The organism is Brevundimonas sp. (assembly GCF_031082345.1).
Lineage (GTDB): Bacteria > Pseudomonadota > Alphaproteobacteria > Caulobacterales > Caulobacteraceae > Brevundimonas.
This window is the reverse complement of sequence record NZ_JAVHLH010000006.1, coordinates 1-17,603: the sequence shown is the minus strand read 5'-3', so window position 1 is coordinate 17,603 and position 17,603 is coordinate 1. Positions and strand designations below refer to the sequence as shown.

The 17,603-nt window shown below is 69.9% G+C and carries 17 protein-coding genes; 8 read left to right on the top strand and 9 right to left on the bottom strand.

Annotated features, from left to right (window positions below; all coding sequences use genetic code 11):
- Window positions 1-9: 9 nt before the first annotated feature.
- From RDU12_RS00905 to RDU12_RS00895, 3 genes are read right to left on the bottom strand one after another with little or no spacing between them, the layout of a single operon-like run.
- Window positions 10-768: a hypothetical protein gene (locus tag RDU12_RS00905; protein ID WP_300291003.1), complete on the bottom strand. Its 759-nt coding sequence runs from the start codon at window positions 766-768 to the stop codon at window positions 10-12.
- A gap of 18 nt (window positions 769-786) precedes the next feature.
- A complete protein-coding gene (locus RDU12_RS00900; protein ID WP_308683964.1) occupies window positions 787-1,668 on the bottom strand; it encodes a CsgG/HfaB family protein in 882 nt (293 codons plus the stop codon).
- A gap of 2 nt (window positions 1,669-1,670) precedes the next feature.
- Complete coding sequence (locus tag RDU12_RS00895; protein ID WP_300292582.1) at window positions 1,671-2,351, bottom strand: hypothetical protein; 681 nt, start codon at window positions 2,349-2,351, stop codon at window positions 1,671-1,673.
- Between the two features lie 301 nt (window positions 2,352-2,652).
- Between RDU12_RS00895 and RDU12_RS00890 the strand changes: the two genes are divergently transcribed.
- The 4 genes from RDU12_RS00890 (at window position 2,653) to alaS (ending at window position 7,816) form a co-directional block, all read left to right on the top strand.
- Entirely contained in the window at window positions 2,653-3,048 is a 396-nt protein-coding gene (locus RDU12_RS00890) for a hypothetical protein (RefSeq protein ID WP_300292581.1), read from the top strand.
- A 265-nt stretch (window positions 3,049-3,313) separates the two neighbouring features.
- The gene (gene recA, locus RDU12_RS00885; RefSeq protein WP_300292579.1) at window positions 3,314-4,396 is read left to right on the top strand and encodes a recombinase RecA; all 1,083 of its coding nucleotides are present in this window, start codon (window positions 3,314-3,316) and stop codon (window positions 4,394-4,396) included.
- A 214-nt stretch (window positions 4,397-4,610) separates the two neighbouring features.
- Window positions 4,611-5,087: a hypothetical protein gene (locus RDU12_RS00880; protein WP_308683963.1), complete on the top strand. Its 477-nt coding sequence runs from the start codon at window positions 4,611-4,613 to the stop codon at window positions 5,085-5,087.
- A 92-nt stretch (window positions 5,088-5,179) separates the two neighbouring features.
- Window positions 5,180-7,816 (top strand): alanine--tRNA ligase, encoded by a 2,637-nt coding sequence (gene alaS, locus RDU12_RS00875; RefSeq protein ID WP_308683962.1) that lies wholly within the window; start codon window positions 5,180-5,182, stop codon window positions 7,814-7,816.
- Here the strand turns inward: alaS and RDU12_RS00870 are convergent, their stop codons facing one another.
- The 3 genes from RDU12_RS00870 to RDU12_RS00860 form a co-directional block, all read right to left on the bottom strand.
- Window positions 7,817-8,374: a DUF2939 domain-containing protein gene (locus RDU12_RS00870; protein ID WP_300292356.1), complete on the bottom strand. Its 558-nt coding sequence runs from the start codon at window positions 8,372-8,374 to the stop codon at window positions 7,817-7,819.
- A 63-nt stretch (window positions 8,375-8,437) separates the two neighbouring features.
- Window positions 8,438-9,034 carry a DUF2939 domain-containing protein gene (locus RDU12_RS00865; protein ID WP_308683961.1) on the bottom strand — a complete coding sequence of 199 codons (597 nt, stop codon included), beginning with the start codon at window positions 9,032-9,034 and terminating at the stop codon, window positions 8,438-8,440.
- A 114-nt stretch (window positions 9,035-9,148) separates the two neighbouring features.
- The gene (locus RDU12_RS00860; RefSeq protein ID WP_300291409.1) at window positions 9,149-10,363 is read right to left on the bottom strand and encodes an NADP-dependent isocitrate dehydrogenase; all 1,215 of its coding nucleotides are present in this window, start codon (window positions 10,361-10,363) and stop codon (window positions 9,149-9,151) included.
- A 177-nt stretch (window positions 10,364-10,540) separates the two neighbouring features.
- Here RDU12_RS00860 and RDU12_RS00855 point away from each other — a divergent pair, with 177 nt between their 5' ends.
- Window positions 10,541-10,675: a hypothetical protein gene (locus RDU12_RS00855; RefSeq protein ID WP_300291411.1), complete on the top strand. Its 135-nt coding sequence runs from the start codon at window positions 10,541-10,543 to the stop codon at window positions 10,673-10,675.
- A 247-nt stretch (window positions 10,676-10,922) separates the two neighbouring features.
- The gene (locus RDU12_RS00850; RefSeq protein WP_300291413.1) at window positions 10,923-11,834 is read left to right on the top strand and encodes an NAD(P)/FAD-dependent oxidoreductase; all 912 of its coding nucleotides are present in this window, start codon (window positions 10,923-10,925) and stop codon (window positions 11,832-11,834) included.
- Window positions 11,835-11,873: 39 nt separating this feature from the next.
- On the opposite strand, the gene RDU12_RS00845 is transcribed toward RDU12_RS00850, so the two are convergent.
- On the bottom strand, window positions 11,874-12,023 hold the full coding sequence (locus RDU12_RS00845) for a hypothetical protein (protein WP_300291416.1): 150 nt from the start codon (window positions 12,021-12,023) through the stop codon (window positions 11,874-11,876).
- A gap of 100 nt (window positions 12,024-12,123) precedes the next feature.
- On the opposite strand from RDU12_RS00845, the gene RDU12_RS00840 reads away from it, so the two are divergent.
- Window positions 12,124-13,053, top strand: a complete 930-nt coding sequence (locus RDU12_RS00840) for a LysR substrate-binding domain-containing protein (protein WP_300291417.1) — start codon at window positions 12,124-12,126, stop codon at window positions 13,051-13,053.
- A gap of 10 nt (window positions 13,054-13,063) precedes the next feature.
- On the opposite strand, the gene RDU12_RS00835 is transcribed toward RDU12_RS00840, so the two are convergent.
- Complete coding sequence (locus RDU12_RS00835; protein WP_308683960.1) at window positions 13,064-14,860, bottom strand: DUF885 family protein; 1,797 nt, start codon at window positions 14,858-14,860, stop codon at window positions 13,064-13,066.
- A 117-nt stretch (window positions 14,861-14,977) separates the two neighbouring features.
- On the opposite strand from RDU12_RS00835, the gene RDU12_RS00830 reads away from it, so the two are divergent.
- Complete coding sequence (locus tag RDU12_RS00830) at window positions 14,978-15,328, top strand: hypothetical protein (protein WP_300293002.1); 351 nt, start codon at window positions 14,978-14,980, stop codon at window positions 15,326-15,328.
- Here RDU12_RS00830 and cckA read toward each other — a convergent pair.
- On the bottom strand, window positions 15,325-17,358 hold the full coding sequence (gene cckA / locus RDU12_RS00825; protein WP_308683959.1) for a cell cycle histidine kinase CckA: 2,034 nt from the start codon (window positions 17,356-17,358) through the stop codon (window positions 15,325-15,327). The genes RDU12_RS00830 and cckA overlap by 4 nt on opposite strands.
- Window positions 17,359-17,603: the final 245 nt, after the last annotated feature.

Here is a 17,603-nt window from a genome sequence, read left to right as displayed (position 1 = left end):
CGGTCAGGTCTAACGCGTGGTCGATACTGTCCCCATTGCCGAATTGGTCTCCTCGCGGCGGGCCGTCGCCGGCAGGCGGCACTGCTGGACGCCCTCATGCATGACGACGTCCCCGCCTCGCGCTGCGCACACCTGCACCGTATTCACCCGATCGATCCGCCCCCATGACCACGACTCAATGTCGATGGGTCCGCCGGATGGGTTGGCGGTCGCCCGCGTTTCTCCGTTTTCCGGGCGCCCCCTGTTCGACAGCCGGCCGCCGCCGGTTCCACCAATGCCATTGACGGGGGCCGAGGCCCCGGCGGCGATCAGTCCGCCGGAGCCGGCCCCGTTCAGGGGGCGGTCGATCCGACCATCATCGACCTGGCGGTGCACGATATCGGTATCATCCCAGACGCTCAGGGAGACACGAACGCGGCCGCCGCCGCGCGGGACGCTGGTCACCAGCCGGCGTCCCGTAGCGTCGACCGCATAGACCCGACCTCGACCGGGTCTGATCGGCGCGGAGGTCATCGACGGCGCGTCGTTGACGGGCGTGACGGTCACGACGGCTGTGACCGATGGGTTGGTCAGGAACACCGCATAGCGGCCGGGTCCGACGGAGAAGACGGCTTCTCCGCGGGCGTCGGTCCGGACGGGGGCGGCGAGCCACTGGGGCTCGCCCTCGAGGCCGATGGGTGTATCTGAAATCGGGGTGCCCGGCGTGGCTTGCCCGAAGGCCGCGAGCAGCAGGGCGATGGCGGCGATGGCGACAGGTCTGATGGTCATGGTCATCTCTCGAGGCTGTTAATCCGCCTTCAGAACGTCGCCGCGGATGGGCGGCTCGCCATCGACGATGCTGGCGATGGACAGCCGGTCGCGCACCGTCTCGACCCGGACCCGGCCGATGCGGGCCATCTCAACGTCCAGGACCTCGCCGGTGCCAGGATCGGTCAGGGTGCGGCCGGGCCGCCAGACGCTCAGCATCAGGCCGGACTGGACGTTGCGGTCGGCCCCGGCGTTCAGATAGACGCCGTTGTCGGCGGCATCGACCACCAGCGCCGACCATTCCACTGCGCGCATTCCCCCGGCGATCTGATCCACCGCCTTCATGATGGCGTCCTGGCCCGCCTGCCCGATGGGGGTTGTGCGGAAGATCTCGCCGCCCAGTCGCCCGCCGCCCCAGCTTTCAACCAATCCGGCCTCCGAGGTGCGCGACGTGGCGCGCCCCTGGGCGCTGGAGGTCGAGACCACCTGGCCCGAGGCGGCGTCGACCAGGCGCAGGGCGATCTCCATGACCGCGGTCTGGCTGCGGGTGCTGGCGCGACCGCCCAGCAGGCCGCCCAGCGGGCCGCCGCTGATGCTCAGCCCGCCGCCGCCCGCCGCCGCCTCGTATTTGGTCACGGCTCCGCGCACGACGGCGCTGGCCTCCATTCCCCCGCCGCCTTCGATCACCAGGAAACGGCCGTCCTCGACCAGGGCCTGGGTCAGCATGGCGGTCATGCCCTCGGCCGTGACCGAACCGCCGACGGCCTCGGTGGCCTGAAAGAGATCGACCGCGATGGTCTTTCTCAGGCCGTCGAAGGCGGCGCGAGTCTGGGGCCGGGCCATGGCCGGGGCGGCGAGGCCCGCCACGGCGAGGGTTGCGCCGGACAGCACCAGTCGGCGGTTCAGGGTCAGGTCGGTCATGCTCATCGCACCAGGCGGATCGAGCCGGCGACGGCAACGGTTTGAGGCGCGGCGGGGCGCGCGGGGGTCGCCTGGGGGCCAGGGGACGCGATGCGCGGATCGACCTGGCGGTCGGCGCGCCCGTCGCCGTTTACATCGCCCGTCGCCACCCGGACGCCGCCGGCGCGTCCACGATCGACGGGGGCTGGGCTCACGTTGTCGACGACGCGGGTTCTGCGCGTCTCGACATCGTCAGCGGGTCCGGGACCCGCATTGACGGTGTAAGGGAAACACAGGTCCCGCGCCGCTGGCGAGAGGCCGCGTCGTCCGTCCTGGCCCGGTCCCGAGGCGGCACCGGGGAAGGTCAGTCTCCGCTCAGCGGGTGCGGCCTGGACCGCCGGCAGCAGCAGTCCAACCAGGATTCCGATGATGCGGTCCTCATCCTGGCCGCCGCCGGAGCGATCGATCGCCGCCCTGAGACCGGGTCCATTGAGACAGATGTCGTAGTCACCCGCGGGCAGTTCGAAGCGAAAGCCCCCCTGCCGGTCGGTACGCGTGGTGGTGACAGTGCGACCGCCGTGCATGGAGGAGATTGTGATGTCGGAAAAGACGATGACGATGCCGCCGGTGCTTCGCGTCGTTTGGGCGTAGGCGGCGGTCGACAACGCCAGGCCCACCAGACTGGCCAGCCCGATCAGACCCACTCGCGATGCCATAATGACAGTTCCAGTATCCGCACGAATATCGGCGGTTTGTCAGGCTGGTCACGGCCAAGCCTGGCTGTCAATGCGGTTTGAATATTCGGGAAACCACATCACCGTTTCAGTGGTCGTGCTCTGGAGACATTCAGACTTGAGACATGTCCTCGCCAATCGGACCCGAACTCCAGTCGTCCGAGGGGATCTTCACGAATAGGCCACAGGTTGCATTGACAGCGGAGCCTTTCGGTGACCAGCGTTGTCCGACCGCAAACAGCGGCCGGCATGGCCTTGCGGGAGACCCGACATGACATCGATACTGAGACTCATCGCCTTCATCGGCCTTGCCCTGGCCGTCTCGGGGGCGGCGATCAACCCGGGCGAACCGATCCCCGGGGTCGATGTCAATCTGGGCAAGAATCCCGGGGGCACGGCGATCGTAATCGCGACCACGGATCGGGAAGGCCGCTTCTCGGCGCGGGTGAGGGTCGAACGGGGTGAATACGCGGTCTCGACGGCCTGCGCTCCCCGACAGAGCTGCCCGCCCAACAGGCAGTTGACGCTCACTGTCGATGGGCGGCCTGTCAGGCCCGACGCCCGAGGCCAGTATTTCTTTCCGGTCGGCGCGAGCCTGGGCACGGTGATGCTCAGCGGACGGGTCGAGATCTTCGACCGATGGGGACGTCAGGAGCCCCGCCGGTAGCGCCGGCGACGGGGCCGGAACGGGGAAAATGCTGCTCTTGGGGCGATGCAGACCCCGGCTTCGATGAAGTCGCCCGTCGGCGCCGGCCGGTCGCCCTACGTCAAAATCGGACGTATCCCTCCGCCGTTCCGAAAAGAACATATTGGCAACCGGAACAAACCGTGCACATATTGCCGCTCACAGGGAGTGGGTCACGGTCATCGGACCGAAGGCGGGCCTCTCCCCCGGGTACCGGTTGGGAATCATGGCAAGGGAGAGCGGCAAGGTGGCGGCACAGGCGAATTTGAAATTGGTGACCCGGGACGACGGCGACAAGCAGCGGGCTCTGGAGGCGGCGATCGCCCAGATCGACCGCGCCTTCGGCAAGGGCTCGGTCATGAAGCTCGGCAAGAACGGCGTGACCGAGGCCATTCCCTCGGTCTCGACCGGCTCGCTGGGCCTCGACATGGCGCTCGGCATCGGCGGCCTGCCGCGCGGCCGGGTCATCGAGGTGTTCGGGCCGGAAAGCTCGGGCAAGACCACCCTGGCCCTGCACACCGTGGCCGAGATCCAGAAGGCCGGCGGCACCGCCGCCTTCGTCGACGCCGAACACGCGCTGGATCCGGGCTACGCCCAGAAGCTGGGCGTCAACCTCGACGACCTGCTGGTGTCCCAGCCCGACACCGGCGAACAGGCGCTCGAGATCGTCGACACCCTGGTGCGCTCGGGGGCCGTGGACATCGTGGTGGTCGACTCCGTCGCGGCGCTGACGCCCCGCGCCGAGATCGAGGGCGAGATGGGCGACAGCCTGCCCGGCCTTCAGGCCCGTCTGATGAGCCAGGCGCTGCGCAAGCTGACCGCCTCGATCAACAAGTCGCAGTGCATCGTCCTGTTCATCAACCAGATCCGCCACAAGATCGGCGTCATGTACGGCTCGCCGGAGACGACGACGGGTGGCAACGCGCTGAAATTCTACGCCTCGGTCCGCCTCGACATCCGCCGCACCGGCGCGATCAAGGACCGCGACGAGGTCGTCGGCAACACCACCCGGGTCAAGGTGGTCAAGAACAAGGTCGCCCCGCCGTTCCGCGAGGTCATCTTCGACATCATGTACGGCGAGGGCATCTCCAAGCTGGGCGAGATCATCGACCTGGGCGTCAAGGCCGGCATCGTCGAGAAGTCGGGCAGCTGGTTCTCCTACGACAGCCAGCGCATCGGCCAGGGCCGCGAGAACGTGCGCGCCTTCCTCAAGGCCAATCCCGACATCGCCGAGTCGATCGAAAAGGCCGTGCGCGCCTCGACCAACAAGATCGCCGAGGAGCTGCTGGGCACACCCGAACCCGACGAGGGCCAGGACCTCGAGGGCTGAGCCCCCGGTAGACGGGGTAGACTCCATCGACTGTGTTTTTTCGGTCCGGAGTCTACCGCCCACCCCCTTCTCCGGCCGGGTCCGCCGACCCGCCACCGACCCCGCCGGGCCGGGCCGGACGGAGCGGCCGCTCGATCCCTCACCCGGGTCGGGCGGCCTTTTTTCTTGTCGGCGGGCCGCGGCCGGGTAACCGTCACGCTTGGGAGGACGTCGCATGACCCGATCCGTTTCCGGCGCCATGATCCGCGCCGTCCTGCTCGCCACGCTGGTCGCGGGGACGCTCGACATCGGCGCCGCCATTCTGACCAATCCGCAGGTTCCGGCCCGGGTCGTGCTGCAGTCCGTGGCCGGCGGCTGGCTGGGGAACGAGGCCTACCGCGGCGGCTGGCCCACGGCCTGGCTCGGGCTGGCGTCGCATTTCGCCGTCATGCTGGGCATAACCGCGGTGTTCGTGCTCGCCGCGGCGCGGGCGCCGGCGCTGCGCCGGCTGTGGTTTCCGGCCGGCGTCGCCTTCGGCCTCGCGGTCTGGCTGGCCATGACCTACGTCGTCGTGCCGCTCTCGGCCTCGACCCTTGCGCCGCCCGACACCCTCGTGGCGGCGCTGAAGCCGATCGTGATCCACATCCTGTGCGTCGGCCTGCCGATCGCCTGGATCGTCCGACGCGTCCTCGGCGATTCCGACCCGGCCTGATCGGCCCCGCATCACGGCCGGGTGATGCTTTCGGGCCGAAAGCCCTATATGACGCCCGTTCCTTTTCGCCTCCCCGATTGACCGCGCGCCTCATGTCCAGCCTGAACCAGATCCGCTCGAGCTTCCTCGACTACTTCGCGGCCGACGGCCACGAGAAGGTCCAGTCCGCCCCGCTGGTGCCGCAGAACGACCCGACCCTGCTGTTCGTCAACGCCGGCATGGTCCCGTTCAAGAACGTCTTCACCGGCCAAGAGACCCGGGCCAACAAGCGCGCCACCAGCGCCCAGAAATGCGTCCGCGCCGGCGGCAAGCACAACGACCTCGACAACGTCGGCTACACCGCCCGCCACCACACCTTCTTCGAGATGATGGGGAATTTCTCCTTCGGCGACTATTTCAAGGAGCACGCCATCGAGCGGGCCTGGAACCTCGTCACGAAAGAGTTCGGCATCCCCGCCGACCGGCTGATGGCCACCGTCTACATCGACGACGACGAGGCCTTCGACCTGTGGAAGAAGATCGCCGGCCTGCCCGAGAGCCGCATCACCCGCATCGCCGGCTCGGACAATTTCTGGTCGATGGGCGACACCGGCCCCTGCGGCCCGTGCACCGAAATCTTCTACGACCACGGCGACCACATCTGGGGCGGCCCTCCGGGTACGCCGGACGAGGACGGCGACCGCTGGGTCGAGATCTGGAATCTGGTCTTCATGCAGTTCGAACAGGCGGCCGACGGCAGCCGCAGCCTGCTGCCGAAGCCGTCGATCGACACCGGCATGGGACTGGAGCGCGTCGCGGCGGTGCTGCAGGGCGTGCATTCCCTGATCGCGGCGTCGGAGCACGAGACCCACACCGCCGCCGAGGGCGACCGCGCCCCCAGCCACCGGGTCATCGCCGACCACCTGCGCTCGTCGTCCTTCCTGATCGCCGACGGGGTCACGCCGTCGAACGAGGGCCGCGGCTATGTGCTGCGCCGGATCATGCGCCGGGCCATGCGCCACGCCCACCTGCTGGGCGCGGCCGATCCGCTGATGCACAGGCTGGTGCCGACCCTGGTGCAGGAGATGGGCGAGGCCTATCCCGAACTGCGCCGCGCCCAGGCCTTCATCGAGGACACGCTGAAGCAGGAGGAGATGCGCTTCCGCACCACCCTCGGCCGCGGCATGGGCCTGCTGGAGGACGCGGCCAAGGATCTCGGCGAGGGCGGCGTGCTGCCGGGCCAGACCGCGTTCGCCCTCTACGACACCTACGGCTTCCCGCTGGACCTGACCCAGGACGAGGCGCGCCGCCGCGGCTTCACCGTCGACACCGAAGGCTTCGACGCGGCCATGGAAGAGCAGCGCAGCCGCTCGCGCGAACACTGGACCGGCTCGGGCCAGACCGCCTCGACGACCGAATGGCTGGCCCTGCGCGACCGCCTCGGCCCCACCGTCTTCACCGGCTATGACGCGATCGAGGGCTCGGGCGAGGTTCTGGCCATCGTGCGCGACGGCGCCTCGGTCGACGAACTGGCCCCGGGCGAGACCGCCGAGGTCCTGTTCGACCAGACCCCCTTCTACGGCGAAGGCGGCGGCCAGGCCGGCGACAGGGGCGAGATCGAATGGACCGACGCCCACGGCGAGACCGGCGCGGGGACGGTGCTCGACGTCCAGAAGCACGCCTCCGACCTGTTCGCCCACCGCATCGAGATCAGCTCGGGCACGCTGGCGATCGGCGCCCGGGTCCAGCTGCGCGTCACCGCCGACGCCCGCCTGACCACCCGCGCCAACCACTCGGCCGCCCACCTGCTGCACAAGGCGCTGGCCAATGTGCTGGGCGGCCACGTGGCCCAGAAGGGCCAGATGGTCGACGCCGAACGCCTGCGCTTCGACTTCAGCCACAACGCCCCCGTCACCGAGGACGAGCTGGCGCGGATGGAGGATGAGGTGAACGCCGTCATCCGCCAGAACCTCCCGGCCGAAACGAAGATGATGGCGCCCCAGGCGGCCATCGAAGCCGGCGCCGTGGCCCTGTTCGGCGAGAAATACGGCGACGAGGTCCGCGTGCTGACTCTGGGCCGGTCGCTGACCGAGGCGGACAAGCCCTACTCCGTCGAACTGTGCGGCGGCACCCACGTGGCTCGCACCGGCGACATCGCCCTGTTCAAGATCGTCTCGGAGAGCGGCATCGCCGCCGGCGTGCGCCGCATCGAGGCCCTGACCGGCGAGGCCGCGCGCCAGCATCTTCTGGCCCAGGCCGGGGTGGCCAGGAAGCTGGCCCAGGGCTTCAAGGTCCAGCCCGCCGACGTCCCCGCGCGGGTCGAGGCCCTGACCGGCTCGGTCAAGACGCTGGAGAAGCAGGTCGCCGAGCTGAAGAAGCAACTGGCCCTGGGCGGCGGTTCGGGCGGCAACGCCGCGCCGGAAGAGATCAACGGCGTCAAGCTGATCGCCCGCGTCCTCGACGGGGTCGACGGCAAAGGCCTGCGCGGCGTGGCCGAGGATTTCCGCAAACAGGTCGGCTCCGGCGTCGTCGCCCTGATCGGCGTCACCGACGGCAAGGCCGCAGTCACCGTGGCCGTGACCTCCGACATGACCGGCAAGGTCAATGCGGCGGATCTGGCTCGCGCGGCCGTGCTGGCCATGGGCGGACAGGGCGCGGGCGGCAAGCCGGACTTCGCCCAGGGCGGCGCGCCCGACGGGTCGAAGGCGGAAGAGGGTCTGGCGGCGGTCAGGGCGGCCCTGGGCGCCTGATCAGGCCGCCGCGTCGTTCTGGATATCCACCGCGGCCAGCTTCCACGTGAACAGGCCGCGCCGTTCCAGGATCAGCGCCAGCCGCTGATCCGGGTGGTCGCGGTCGGTCAGGGTGACGGCGAAGGCGTTCAGATCGCGGTAGCCCCAGGCTTGATGGATGTCGTCGGCGTCACGGTCGTCGCCCGGCTCCGGCTGATCGCGCACGGCCGGATCGGGCGCTTCGGCCGTGGCGACCATCTGCGCCACCACTTCAGGGGTGACGGCGGCGTCCACGGCCCCGGACAGCAGCATCGGGGCCAGGATCAGGCCCAGCCCGCCGAGGTTGCTCTCCGCCAGGCGCGGGTCCCGGCGCATATGGGCGGCCAGTTCCGCCGTCAGCTCGTCCTTCAGGCTCTCACGCAGCGCCGGAAAGTCGACCAGTTGCTCGATGCGATCCGCATCCCCGGCCTTGGCGGCCCGGATCAGCGCCTGGGCGGCGAACACCGGCGCGGCGGCCCAGGCGACGGCGAAAACGGCGACGGCGACGACGGCGAGACCGACGACGAGTTTCTTGTTCATGACGACCCTCTGGCGTCGAAACGCCTCCCCACCGCTACGGTTGCCGCGAGTCGAGCGGACTGCCTAGGGTCGAGGCGCGGGGGCGGCGGTGGCGGGCGGGGCGGCCGGCGCGGAGACGGCGGGCGCGCTCCCTTCGGGCAGACCGATGTGGACCAGCTTCCACTCGAACGGGCCCTTGCGCTCGAAGGTGAAGACGGTGCGCGAGCCGCCTTCGTCGTCGACGGCCAGCCGGGCGCGGTTGACGCCCCAGAACACCGGCGCCGGCATCGGGCTGGCGGCGGCGCCGACAGCGGGAAGAGCGGACCGCTGCGAGGCGTAGCGGCCCTCGCCCCGCGTCAGGCCAGCCAGCGCCGCCGGCGTCAGATAGGCGTCGGCGTCCGCGATCGTGGCGGCGTCGGTCGGCTCGAACTGGCGACGGACGGCGCCGATCGGGTCCTCGAGAAACGTCGGCGCCGGGGTCATCGCCGCGGGATTTCCGGACAGCTGCGGCCGCAGGGACTGGCGGACGGCCGTAAAATCGATCAGCCGCGACAGGCCGGCGACGTCATTGGCGTCCGCCGCCGAGCGGATGCCGAAGAAGGCCACGGCCGGCGCAGCGAAGAAGCTGACCACCGCCGCGAGCACGGCCAGAAGCAACAGATTGCCGAACAGCTTCTTCACGCGACCCTCCAAGGTTGACGCATCAACGCATGAACGCGGCTCCGGCTCAAACGAAAGCCCCGCCGGAGCGAGTCCGGCGGGGCCCGTTTGGGGGTCGTGAAGGGCAGCGCCCGCCTAGGCGGCCATCGCCTTGGTCAGGTTCTCGGCGACCTTGTCGAGGAAGCCCTCGGTGGTCAGCCAGCCCTGCTGGTCGCCGACGAGCAGCGCCAGGTCCTTGGTCATGTGGCCGGACTCGACGGTCTCGACCACGACCCGCTCCAGGGTGGCGGCGAATTTGGCCAGCTCGTCGTTGCCGTCCAGCTTGGCCCGGTGGGCGAAGCCGCGGGTCCAGGCGAAGATCGAGGCGATCGAGTTGGTCGAGGTCGCCTCGCCCTTCTGGTGCTGGCGGTAGTGGCGAGTGACGGTGCCGTGGGCGGCTTCCGATTCCAGCACCTTGCCGTCCGGCGTCATCAGCACCGAGGTCATCAGGCCCAGCGAGCCGAAGCCCTGCGCCACCACGTCGGACTGCACGTCGCCGTCGTAGTTCTTGCAGGCCCAGACGAAGCCGCCCGACCACTTGATGGCGGCCGCCACCATGTCGTCGATCAGGCGGTGCTCATAGGTCAGGCCCGCGGCCTTGAACTGGTCGGCGAACTCCTCGTCGAACACCTTCTGGAAGATGTCCTTGAAGCGCCCGTCATAGGCCTTGAGGATGGTGTTCTTGGTCGACAGATAGACCGGGAAGCCGCGGCCCAGGCCGAAGGCGAAGCTGGCGCGGGCGAACTCGGTGATCGAGTCGTCGAGGTTGTACATGCCCATGGCGACGCCCGACGACGGGAAGTCGAACACCTCGTGTTCGATGACCTGGCCGTCCTCGCCCTGGAATTTGATGGTCAGCTTGCCCGGGCCGGGAACGAGGAAGTCGGTGGCCTTGTACTGGTCGCCGAAGGCGTGGCGGCCGACGACGATCGGCTGGGTCCAGCCGGGCACCAGACGGGGCACGTTCGAGCAGATGATCGGCTCGCGGAAAACCACGCCGCCCAGGATGTTGCGGATGGTGCCGTTGGGCGACTTCCACATCTTCTTGAGGCCGAACTCCTTCACCCGGGCCTCGTCGGGGGTGATGGTGGCGCATTTCACGCCGACGCCGTGCTTCTGGATCGCGTGCGCCGCATCGACGGTCACCTTGTCGTCGGTGGCGTCGCGGTTCTCCATCGACAGGTCGTAGTAGTCGAGCTCCAGGTCAAGGAAGGGGAAGACCAGCTTGTCCTTGATCATCTGCCAGATGATCCGGGTCATCTCGTCGCCGTCGATGTCCACGATGGGATTGGCGACCTTGATCCTGGTCATGCGGGTTCGTGCCTCTGATTGGGAATGGGGAGTGAGGCGGGCGGTATAGCCGCCGCAGGCCGGGGCGCAAACCCCGCGGCGCGGCGCCACACCCGGCGATGAAACGCCTTTGGAATGAAACCCGGCGCCGCCAGCGCCGTTGGGACGGGCTTGTAGCGTACGGCCGGGGGCAGAATCTTGGATACCGAAACGAAGGCGCTGGTCCAGCGCTGGATTCTCGCCTTTTGCGAGACGCCGGTGCTGATCGACCCCGAACTGATGCGACGCGTGTTGGACGGGGCCGAAGCGGCGAACGAGCACGGCGAACCCTGAGCGGCGCAGGCCGGTTGCAGGGGGGCGGCCGAGCCGCGACTATCGTCTCCGGTGCGGGGAGCCGCGCAACCGGTGGAAGAGATCAGGGAGAAACCATGCGCCTCTTGCCCCTTCTCACCGGCCTCGGTCTCGGAACGGGTTCGACCTGGACGTGGTCCGGTCGGAACTTTGTTCTGGCTGACGAGTCGGCGATGATCGAGTGCCGGGGCGGGCCCGTCGACGACTGGCCAACCACCTGGCTAACCCTATGAGCGGCGGTGGACCCGAGGTCCTGATTATCGGGGCCGGCCCGGCCGGACTGACGGCCGCCACCTACCTTGCGCGTTTTCGGCGGGGGGTGCTGGTCGCCGACGGCGGCGCGCCCCGGGCCTGCTGGATTCCGGTCAGCCACAACCTGCCCGGCTTTCCCCACGGCATCACCGGCGACGCCATCCTGAAACGCATGACAGAACAGGCCATGGAGTTCGATGCGGTGATCGAGCCCGGCCGGGTCGAAGCCCTCGCCCGCGACGGCGACGGCTTCACGGCGAGGCTGAACGGACGCGAGGTTCGCGCCCGCGCGGTGTTGCTGGCGACCGGGGTCACGGACCACCATCCCGACCTGCCGGGCGTCGAGCGGGCCATCGAGCGGGCGCTGGTCCGGATCTGCCCGATCTGCGACGGCTACGAGGCGATCGGCAAGTCCGTGGCGATCCTCGGCAAGGATGACGCGGGCGCGCGCGAGGCGGCGTTCGTGCGCACCTATTCCGACCAGGTGACGCTGATCCACGCCGGTCCCGCCGACGCGCTGACGAAAGAGGATGAGCTGCGCCGGCTGGGCGTCGAACTGATCCGGGCGCCGATCGACAACGTCCGGCTTGAGGGCGATCGGGTGACGGCGCTGGGCTGGGGCGGGACTTTCCGGGTGTTCGACCTCGTCTATTCGGCGCTTGGAACCTCGCCCAATGCGGACCTCGCCCGGTCGCTGGACGCGAGGGTGAGCGACGACGGTCGCCTGATCGTCGACGACCATCAGGCGACCAGCGTGGCGGGACTGTATGCGGCCGGCGACGTGGTACGCGGGCTGAACCAGATCGCCGTCGCCGGAGCCGAGGCCGCTCTCGCCGCCACCGCCATCCACAACGCCCTGCGCCAGGCGGACGGCTGGATGGTCGACTAGCCGCCCGGACGGTTCAGCAGCGGGAGCCTTAGGTCCGGCTCAGTAGGACGTCCCCCTCACCCGGCCCCACGGCGTGACGACGCGCTTGGGGCCATGGATGCGGCGGCGCGTGCGGCTCATGCGCCAAGTTTCCAGGGCGTGGATCCAGCCGCCCGTGGTTTGCTTATGGGTGTGATGTACCTCTTCCATATCGATCTCCTTGCGCTCCTGCGGTGAGGGCAAGGTTCAAATGCGCTTGACAGACGCGGTTCGCAAACCAGATTGGCGACGCACAACATAAGGCGCCCTTATGGCCGATCCTCTCGCCGGCATTCCCCTCGCCTCCATTCGCGTGTTCGAGGCCGCCGCCCGCCTGAACAGCTTCACCCGCGCGGCCGAGGAGCTGGGCATGACCCAGGCCGCAGTCAGCTGGCAGATCAAGGCGCTGGAAGGCCGGCTGGGTCAGAGCCTGTTCCGACGGCTGCCGCGTGAGGTCGTCCCCACGGAACCCGGCGAACGCCTGTCCAGCGCCGCGACCGAGGCCATGACCCTTCTGCGCCGGGCCCTGTCCGACCTGACCGAAGCCGATCAGGCCGTGCTGTCGATCACCACCCTGGCGACGCTGGCGACCCAGTGGCTGGCGCCCCGTCTCGGCGAGTTTCAGCTGGCCAGTCCCGAACTGGCGGTGCGGCTGGATACGGCGGCGCATCTGGTCGACCTGTCGCGCGAGGGGTTCGACGTCGGCATCCGCTCGGGCGCGGGCGTCTGGCCGGGGCTGGAGAGCGTCGAGGTGATGCCCAGCGTGTTCACCGCGGTGTGCAGTCCCCGTTTGCGCGACCGGCTGGGGCTGGAGACGGCGCAGGATCTGTTGCGGGCGCCGCGGATCGGGCTCGACAAGGAGTGGGACGTCTGGTTCGCCGCCGCCGGGGTGGTCGCCGACGGCCAGGCGCCCTCGCGCCTGCGCGCAGACTATCAGGCGCTGGAGGTGGCGGCGGCGCTCGGCGATCAGGGCATCGCCCTGGCCTCGCCGGTGCTGTTCGCGCGCGAGATCGAGGCAGGGCTGCTGGTCCAGCCCGTGCCCCTGAGCGTCAAGTTGATCCCGGACTACGCCTACTGGCTGGTGTGGCCGGAAGGCCGGCGGCGGTCGCCCAAGATCGCCCGCTTCCGCGACTGGATCCTCGCGGCCGCGGCGGCCGATCCGGCCGTACGGGCGGCCCGGGAGGCGGTCGAGGCGGGCTGATCCGCCGCCCTCACGACCGCATCAGATCTTCCAGCACCGACAGCGGCGTCGAGCCGTTGACCAGCACGGCGTCATGGAAGCGGCGCAGGTTGAAGCCGGGGCGCGCCTCGGCCTCGGCGCGCAGCCGGGCGATCACGGTGTGGCCGATCTTGTAGGCGCAGGCCTGCCCCGGCATGACGCTGTAGCGGTTGATCTCGCTGTTGGCGGCCCCGACCGGCTTGGCTCCGGAGGCGACCATGTAGTCGACCGCCTGTTCGCGGCTCCAGCGCTTGTGGTGCAGGCCGGTGTCGACCACCAGCCGCACGGCCCGGAACAGGTAGGACATCAGGAAGCCGACCCGGCCGAGCGGATCGTCGGCGTAGACGTCGAGGTCGTCGGCGGCCACCGCCTCGGCGTAGAGAGCCCAGCCCTCATTGTAGGCGGAGAAGCCGTTGGCGCGGCGCCACGCGGGCAGGGTCTCGGTTTCCCGTTGCAGGGCGACCTGCAGATGATGGCCCGGCGAGGCCTCGTGGTAGGTCAGGGTCGGCAAGGCGAATTTCGGCCAGTTCGCCGTGTCGCGCAGGTTGATGTAGTAGGCGCCCGGCCGCGAGCCGTCGAGCGGCGGGCCCTGGTAATAGCCGCCCGGCGCCCCGGCCTCGATCGCCGGCGGGACGCGGCGCACCTCGACTCTCGAGCGCGGCAGGCGGCCGAACAGGCGCGGCAGCAGCGGGTCCAGCGCGGCGACCTGGCGGTTCAGGCTTTCGATCAGGGCGGCCTTGCCCTCTTCGGTGTTGGGCCACAGCTGGGCCGGGTCCTTGTTGAGGGCGTCGATGCGTTGGCCGACCGTGCCCTCGGTCATCCCCTGAGCCTTCAGGATCGTGTCGATCTCGGCGCTGATGCTCGCCACCTGTTCGAGGCCGACGGCATGGACCTCGTCGGGGGTCATGTTGGTGGTGGTCCAGTATTTCAGGCCGTGGGCGTAGAAGCGCTCGCCGTCGGGCAGCCGCCAGACGCCCGCGTCGTGGACCGCGTCGGGGCGCAGGCGTTCGAAGGCGGCGATCTGACGGTCGAGCGCCGGCTTGACCTCGGCCTCGACGAGGGCGGCGGCGCGGTCGCCGTAGCCGGTCAGGCCGAGCGCCGTCGCCTTGCGCTCGAGGGTGCGGATCATGGCCATGTCGGCGGCGGGCTGGCCGCGCACCGCCTTCAGCTGGCCCAGCGTCAGGTCGATGACGAAGTCGGGCGGGACCACGCCCTTGCCGGCGTCGCGGACGATGCGGCCGGTCTCGGCGTCAAGGTTGGGCCCGAAGGCGGACAGGCGGGCGAGGAAGGCCTCGGCCCCGTCGCGATCCTCGACCCGGTGCTGGGTGTCCATAAAGTCGGGGACGGTGAAATAGGAGCCCGTCATCTGGTTGACGAGGTAGGGGCCCATCCGCCCGCCGCCGACGGCCGCGCCATAGTCGAACGAGGCCCCGGTCGAGGCCGTCTGGGCGCGGAAGGCGGCGACGGCCAGGTTGATGGTGCCGGGACGGGTCAGGCCGGTCTGGTCGAAGTCGGCGAGGCTCTGAAGGCGGGCGTCGGCCGTGGCGCGGTCGGTCCGCCATGCCGCTTCGCTGCGGTCGGTCAGCTTCGAGGACAGATGGGCGCGGGCGCCGCGGTCGAGGCCGAGGTTGGTGGCGGTTTCGGGCGAGTTGTCGACGTCCTCGTCGAACCAGCGCGACAGCATGGCGTCCAGCCGGTCGTCGGCCTCGCTGCGGGCGAAGACCGGGCCGGCGGCGGCGAGGCCCGCTCCGGCGGCGGCGGTCAGAAGCAGTCGGCGGCGGTCGATCATGGCGTGGCCCTCCCGTGGGCGGACAGGTTGCGACGAACGACGGCGCTTCGACAAGCGTCAGCTTTCGTCGGTTGCCGGAAGGCCCGCCGCGGCGACGATGGGTCGGAGGACGGGAGCATGACCATGCGCAGGGAATTTCGGGCGGCGGGGATCGCGGCGGCGGCGATGGCGGCGGCGGGCTGCAGCAGCGACCCCGCCTTCTGGGAGGCGGTCGCCATGGGCCTCGACCAGGCCGCGGCCGATCTCGAATACGAGAACGCGTACTGTTACTGGGCCCCGCCGCCCGGCCTGCCCTATGGCGCCAACCAGCGGTACTGCCCCGGGGACTACGGGTACCGGGACATCTATATCCCGCCCGACTCTTCCTACTGGCGACGGCGCCCGGGCCGGGACCACCACGACCGCGATCACCGCCGCGACCGGGACGACGACCGGGGCCGCGACCACGGACGGCGGGGCAAGTCCTAGGCGGCGCGCAGCTCCTGCTTGACCCGTTCCGCCAGCGTCTTGATGTCGAGCGGCTTGGGCAGGAAGGAGACCCCGACCTCGTCCTGGAGCAGGTCGGAGAAGTCGCTCTCGGCATAGCCGGAGATGAACAGCACGGGGGCGTCGCCGAGGAAGGGCCGGGCCTTCTTGAGCAGGGCCGGACCGTCGAGGCCGGGCATGATCACGTCGGAGATCATCATGTCGATGGTGCCGGCGTGCAGCTCCGCCAGCTCGAGGGCCTGTTCGCCGTCCTCGGCCTCGATGACGTCGTAGCCGCGCTGGCGCAGCAGGCGGGCGGCGATGCCGCGCACCGCGGCCTCGTCCTCGACGAACAGGATGCGGCCGGCCCCGGACAGGTCGCGCGGCGTCTTCAGCTTGATCTCGACCACGGGGGTCTCGGCCAGTTCGGCCTCGTCGGCCTCGGGCAGGAAGATGCGGAAGGCGGCCCCGGCTCCCTCGAGATTGGAGACATTGATGTGGCCGCCGGCCTGTTCGACGATGCCGTAGACGGTGGCCAGACCCATGCCGGTGCCCTCGTTCACCGCCTTGGTGGTGAAGAAGGGTTCGAAGATCTTGCCGAGGATCTCGGGCGGCACGCCGGGGCCGGTGTCGCTGACCTCGATCAGGGCGACGGCCTCGGTCGGAGCGGCGGCCCAGCCCAGCGCCCGGGCCTCGTCGCGGGTCAACCGGGCGGTGCGGATGGTGACCACGCCGGCGCCCGGCTCGACCACGCCGCGCATGGCGTCGCGGGCGTTGACCGCGAGGTTCATCACCGCGGTTTCCAGCTGGCTCTTGTCAGCGAGGACCACCGGAAGGTCGCGGCCGTAGTCGGTCTCGAGCCGCACGTCCTCGCGCAGCAGGCGGCGCAGCAGGACGGCGAACTCGCCGACCAGTTCGCCCAGGTCCAGCCGCTCGCGGCGGACGGTCGACTTGCGCGAGAAGGCCAGCAGCTTGCGCACCAGATCGGCGGCGCGGATGGCGGTCTGGCGGATCTCGTTGAGGCCCTCATAGGAGGGGTCGCCGACCGGATGGCGCTCCAGCAGGCCCGACAGCTGCAGCTGGATGGCGGTCAGCAGGTTGTTGAAGTCGTGGGCCACGCCGCCGGCCAGCTGGCCCACGGCCTGCATCTTCTGGGCCTGCGACAGCTGCAGCTCCATCGACTTCTGGGCCGAGACGTCGAACAGCCAGATGCGCCGCTTGTCGCCTTCGGGGGCGACGTAGAGGTGGAGCATCTTGTCGGGGAAGGCGCGCGCGACCAGCTCGATCGGACCCGAAGAACCGGCGGCCAGCCGGGCGCGGGCCTCGGCCACCAGGGCCGGGTCGAACAGGTGGCCGAAGGCGGCGTCGCGGGCGGCGGCGGGGCCGGTCAGGACGGCGAGGGCGGCGTTGGCTTCCTCGACCTTGCCCCCGAACAGGTCCTCGGCGGCGATCACCGCCGAGCCGAACGGGGCCCCGGCGGCCATGGCCCGGCTCTCGGCCGCATTGGAGCCGGGGGCGGGCGCGCCGCCGGTCATCACGGGGATGGCGGCGTCCGGCGCGGCGCGGACGAGGAAACGCCCCTCCCCGGCCTGGCCGATCAGGACTTCCTGCTCGCGGTCGCCGATGACGACGATGGCCCGGCCCTGCTCGCCGGCGCGAGCCTGGGCGAAGGCCATGTAGAGGGCCGAGGCCGAGCGGCCCTTGGGCAGGCTGGTGGTGGCGCCGTTGCTTTCGGCCCAGGCGCCGTTGAAGGCCAGCACCTGGCCGGAGGCCCAGACCAGGGCGGCGGGCTCGGCCATGGCGTCCAGCAGATCGACGGTGGTGTCGCCCAACGGCTTGCGCGTCTCGCCGCGGGCGAAGGCGAACAGGCCGATCAGGGCCACGGCCCCGACCGTAAAGATCAGCACCAGGCCGGGCGCGCTCATCGGATCGGCGCGGAAGGCTGGATAGGCCAGGGCCCCGACCGCCACGACGAAGCCGATCGCCATGACGATGAGCAGCGGATCGAAGCCCTTGCGGTCGGTTGCGGTCATGTCGCCTCGGCCCGAATCATGGGGCGTTTCCGGCGATAGTGGTCCGTAAGAGGTCCGGGGGCGAATCCGCGGCGCCGGGTCCGGATTTCACCCGGTAAAAATTCAAAAGCACCGTCCGAACCGTCCAAACCGTCCGAACCGTGCGGATGTGATTGTCAAAGACCGGAGCCTGCCGGGAGACAGGACGCACGGCATTGTGCACCCGCCGTTTCCTCAGGCGGGAAGACAGGCTCGAGAAAAGCGGA

Coding starts and splice junctions, on each gene's coding strand:
- RDU12_RS00840 (WP_300291417.1), top strand. CDS start 12,124: ATGGCCGATCCTCTCGCCGGCATTCCCCTCGCCTCCATTCGCGTGTTC.
- RDU12_RS00890 (WP_300292581.1), top strand. CDS start 2,653: ATGACATCGATACTGAGACTCATCGCCTTCATCGGCCTTGCCCTGGCC.
- RDU12_RS00870 (WP_300292356.1), bottom strand. CDS start 8,374: ATGAACAAGAAACTCGTCGTCGGTCTCGCCGTCGTCGCCGTCGCCGTT.
- alaS (WP_308683962.1), top strand. CDS start 5,180: ATGTCCAGCCTGAACCAGATCCGCTCGAGCTTCCTCGACTACTTCGCG.
- RDU12_RS00850 (WP_300291413.1), top strand. CDS start 10,923: ATGAGCGGCGGTGGACCCGAGGTCCTGATTATCGGGGCCGGCCCGGCC.
- RDU12_RS00900 (WP_308683964.1), bottom strand. CDS start 1,668: ATGACCGACCTGACCCTGAACCGCCGACTGGTGCTGTCCGGCGCAACC.
- RDU12_RS00880 (WP_308683963.1), top strand. CDS start 4,611: ATGACCCGATCCGTTTCCGGCGCCATGATCCGCGCCGTCCTGCTCGCC.
- RDU12_RS00830 (WP_300293002.1), top strand. CDS start 14,978: ATGACCATGCGCAGGGAATTTCGGGCGGCGGGGATCGCGGCGGCGGCG.
- RDU12_RS00835 (WP_308683960.1), bottom strand. CDS start 14,860: ATGATCGACCGCCGCCGACTGCTTCTGACCGCCGCCGCCGGAGCGGGC.
- RDU12_RS00905 (WP_300291003.1), bottom strand. CDS start 768: ATGACCATCAGACCTGTCGCCATCGCCGCCATCGCCCTGCTGCTCGCG.
- RDU12_RS00845 (WP_300291416.1), bottom strand. CDS start 12,023: ATGGAAGAGGTACATCACACCCATAAGCAAACCACGGGCGGCTGGATC.
- cckA (WP_308683959.1), bottom strand. CDS start 17,358: ATGACCGCAACCGACCGCAAGGGCTTCGATCCGCTGCTCATCGTCATG.
- RDU12_RS00860 (WP_300291409.1), bottom strand. CDS start 10,363: ATGACCAGGATCAAGGTCGCCAATCCCATCGTGGACATCGACGGCGAC.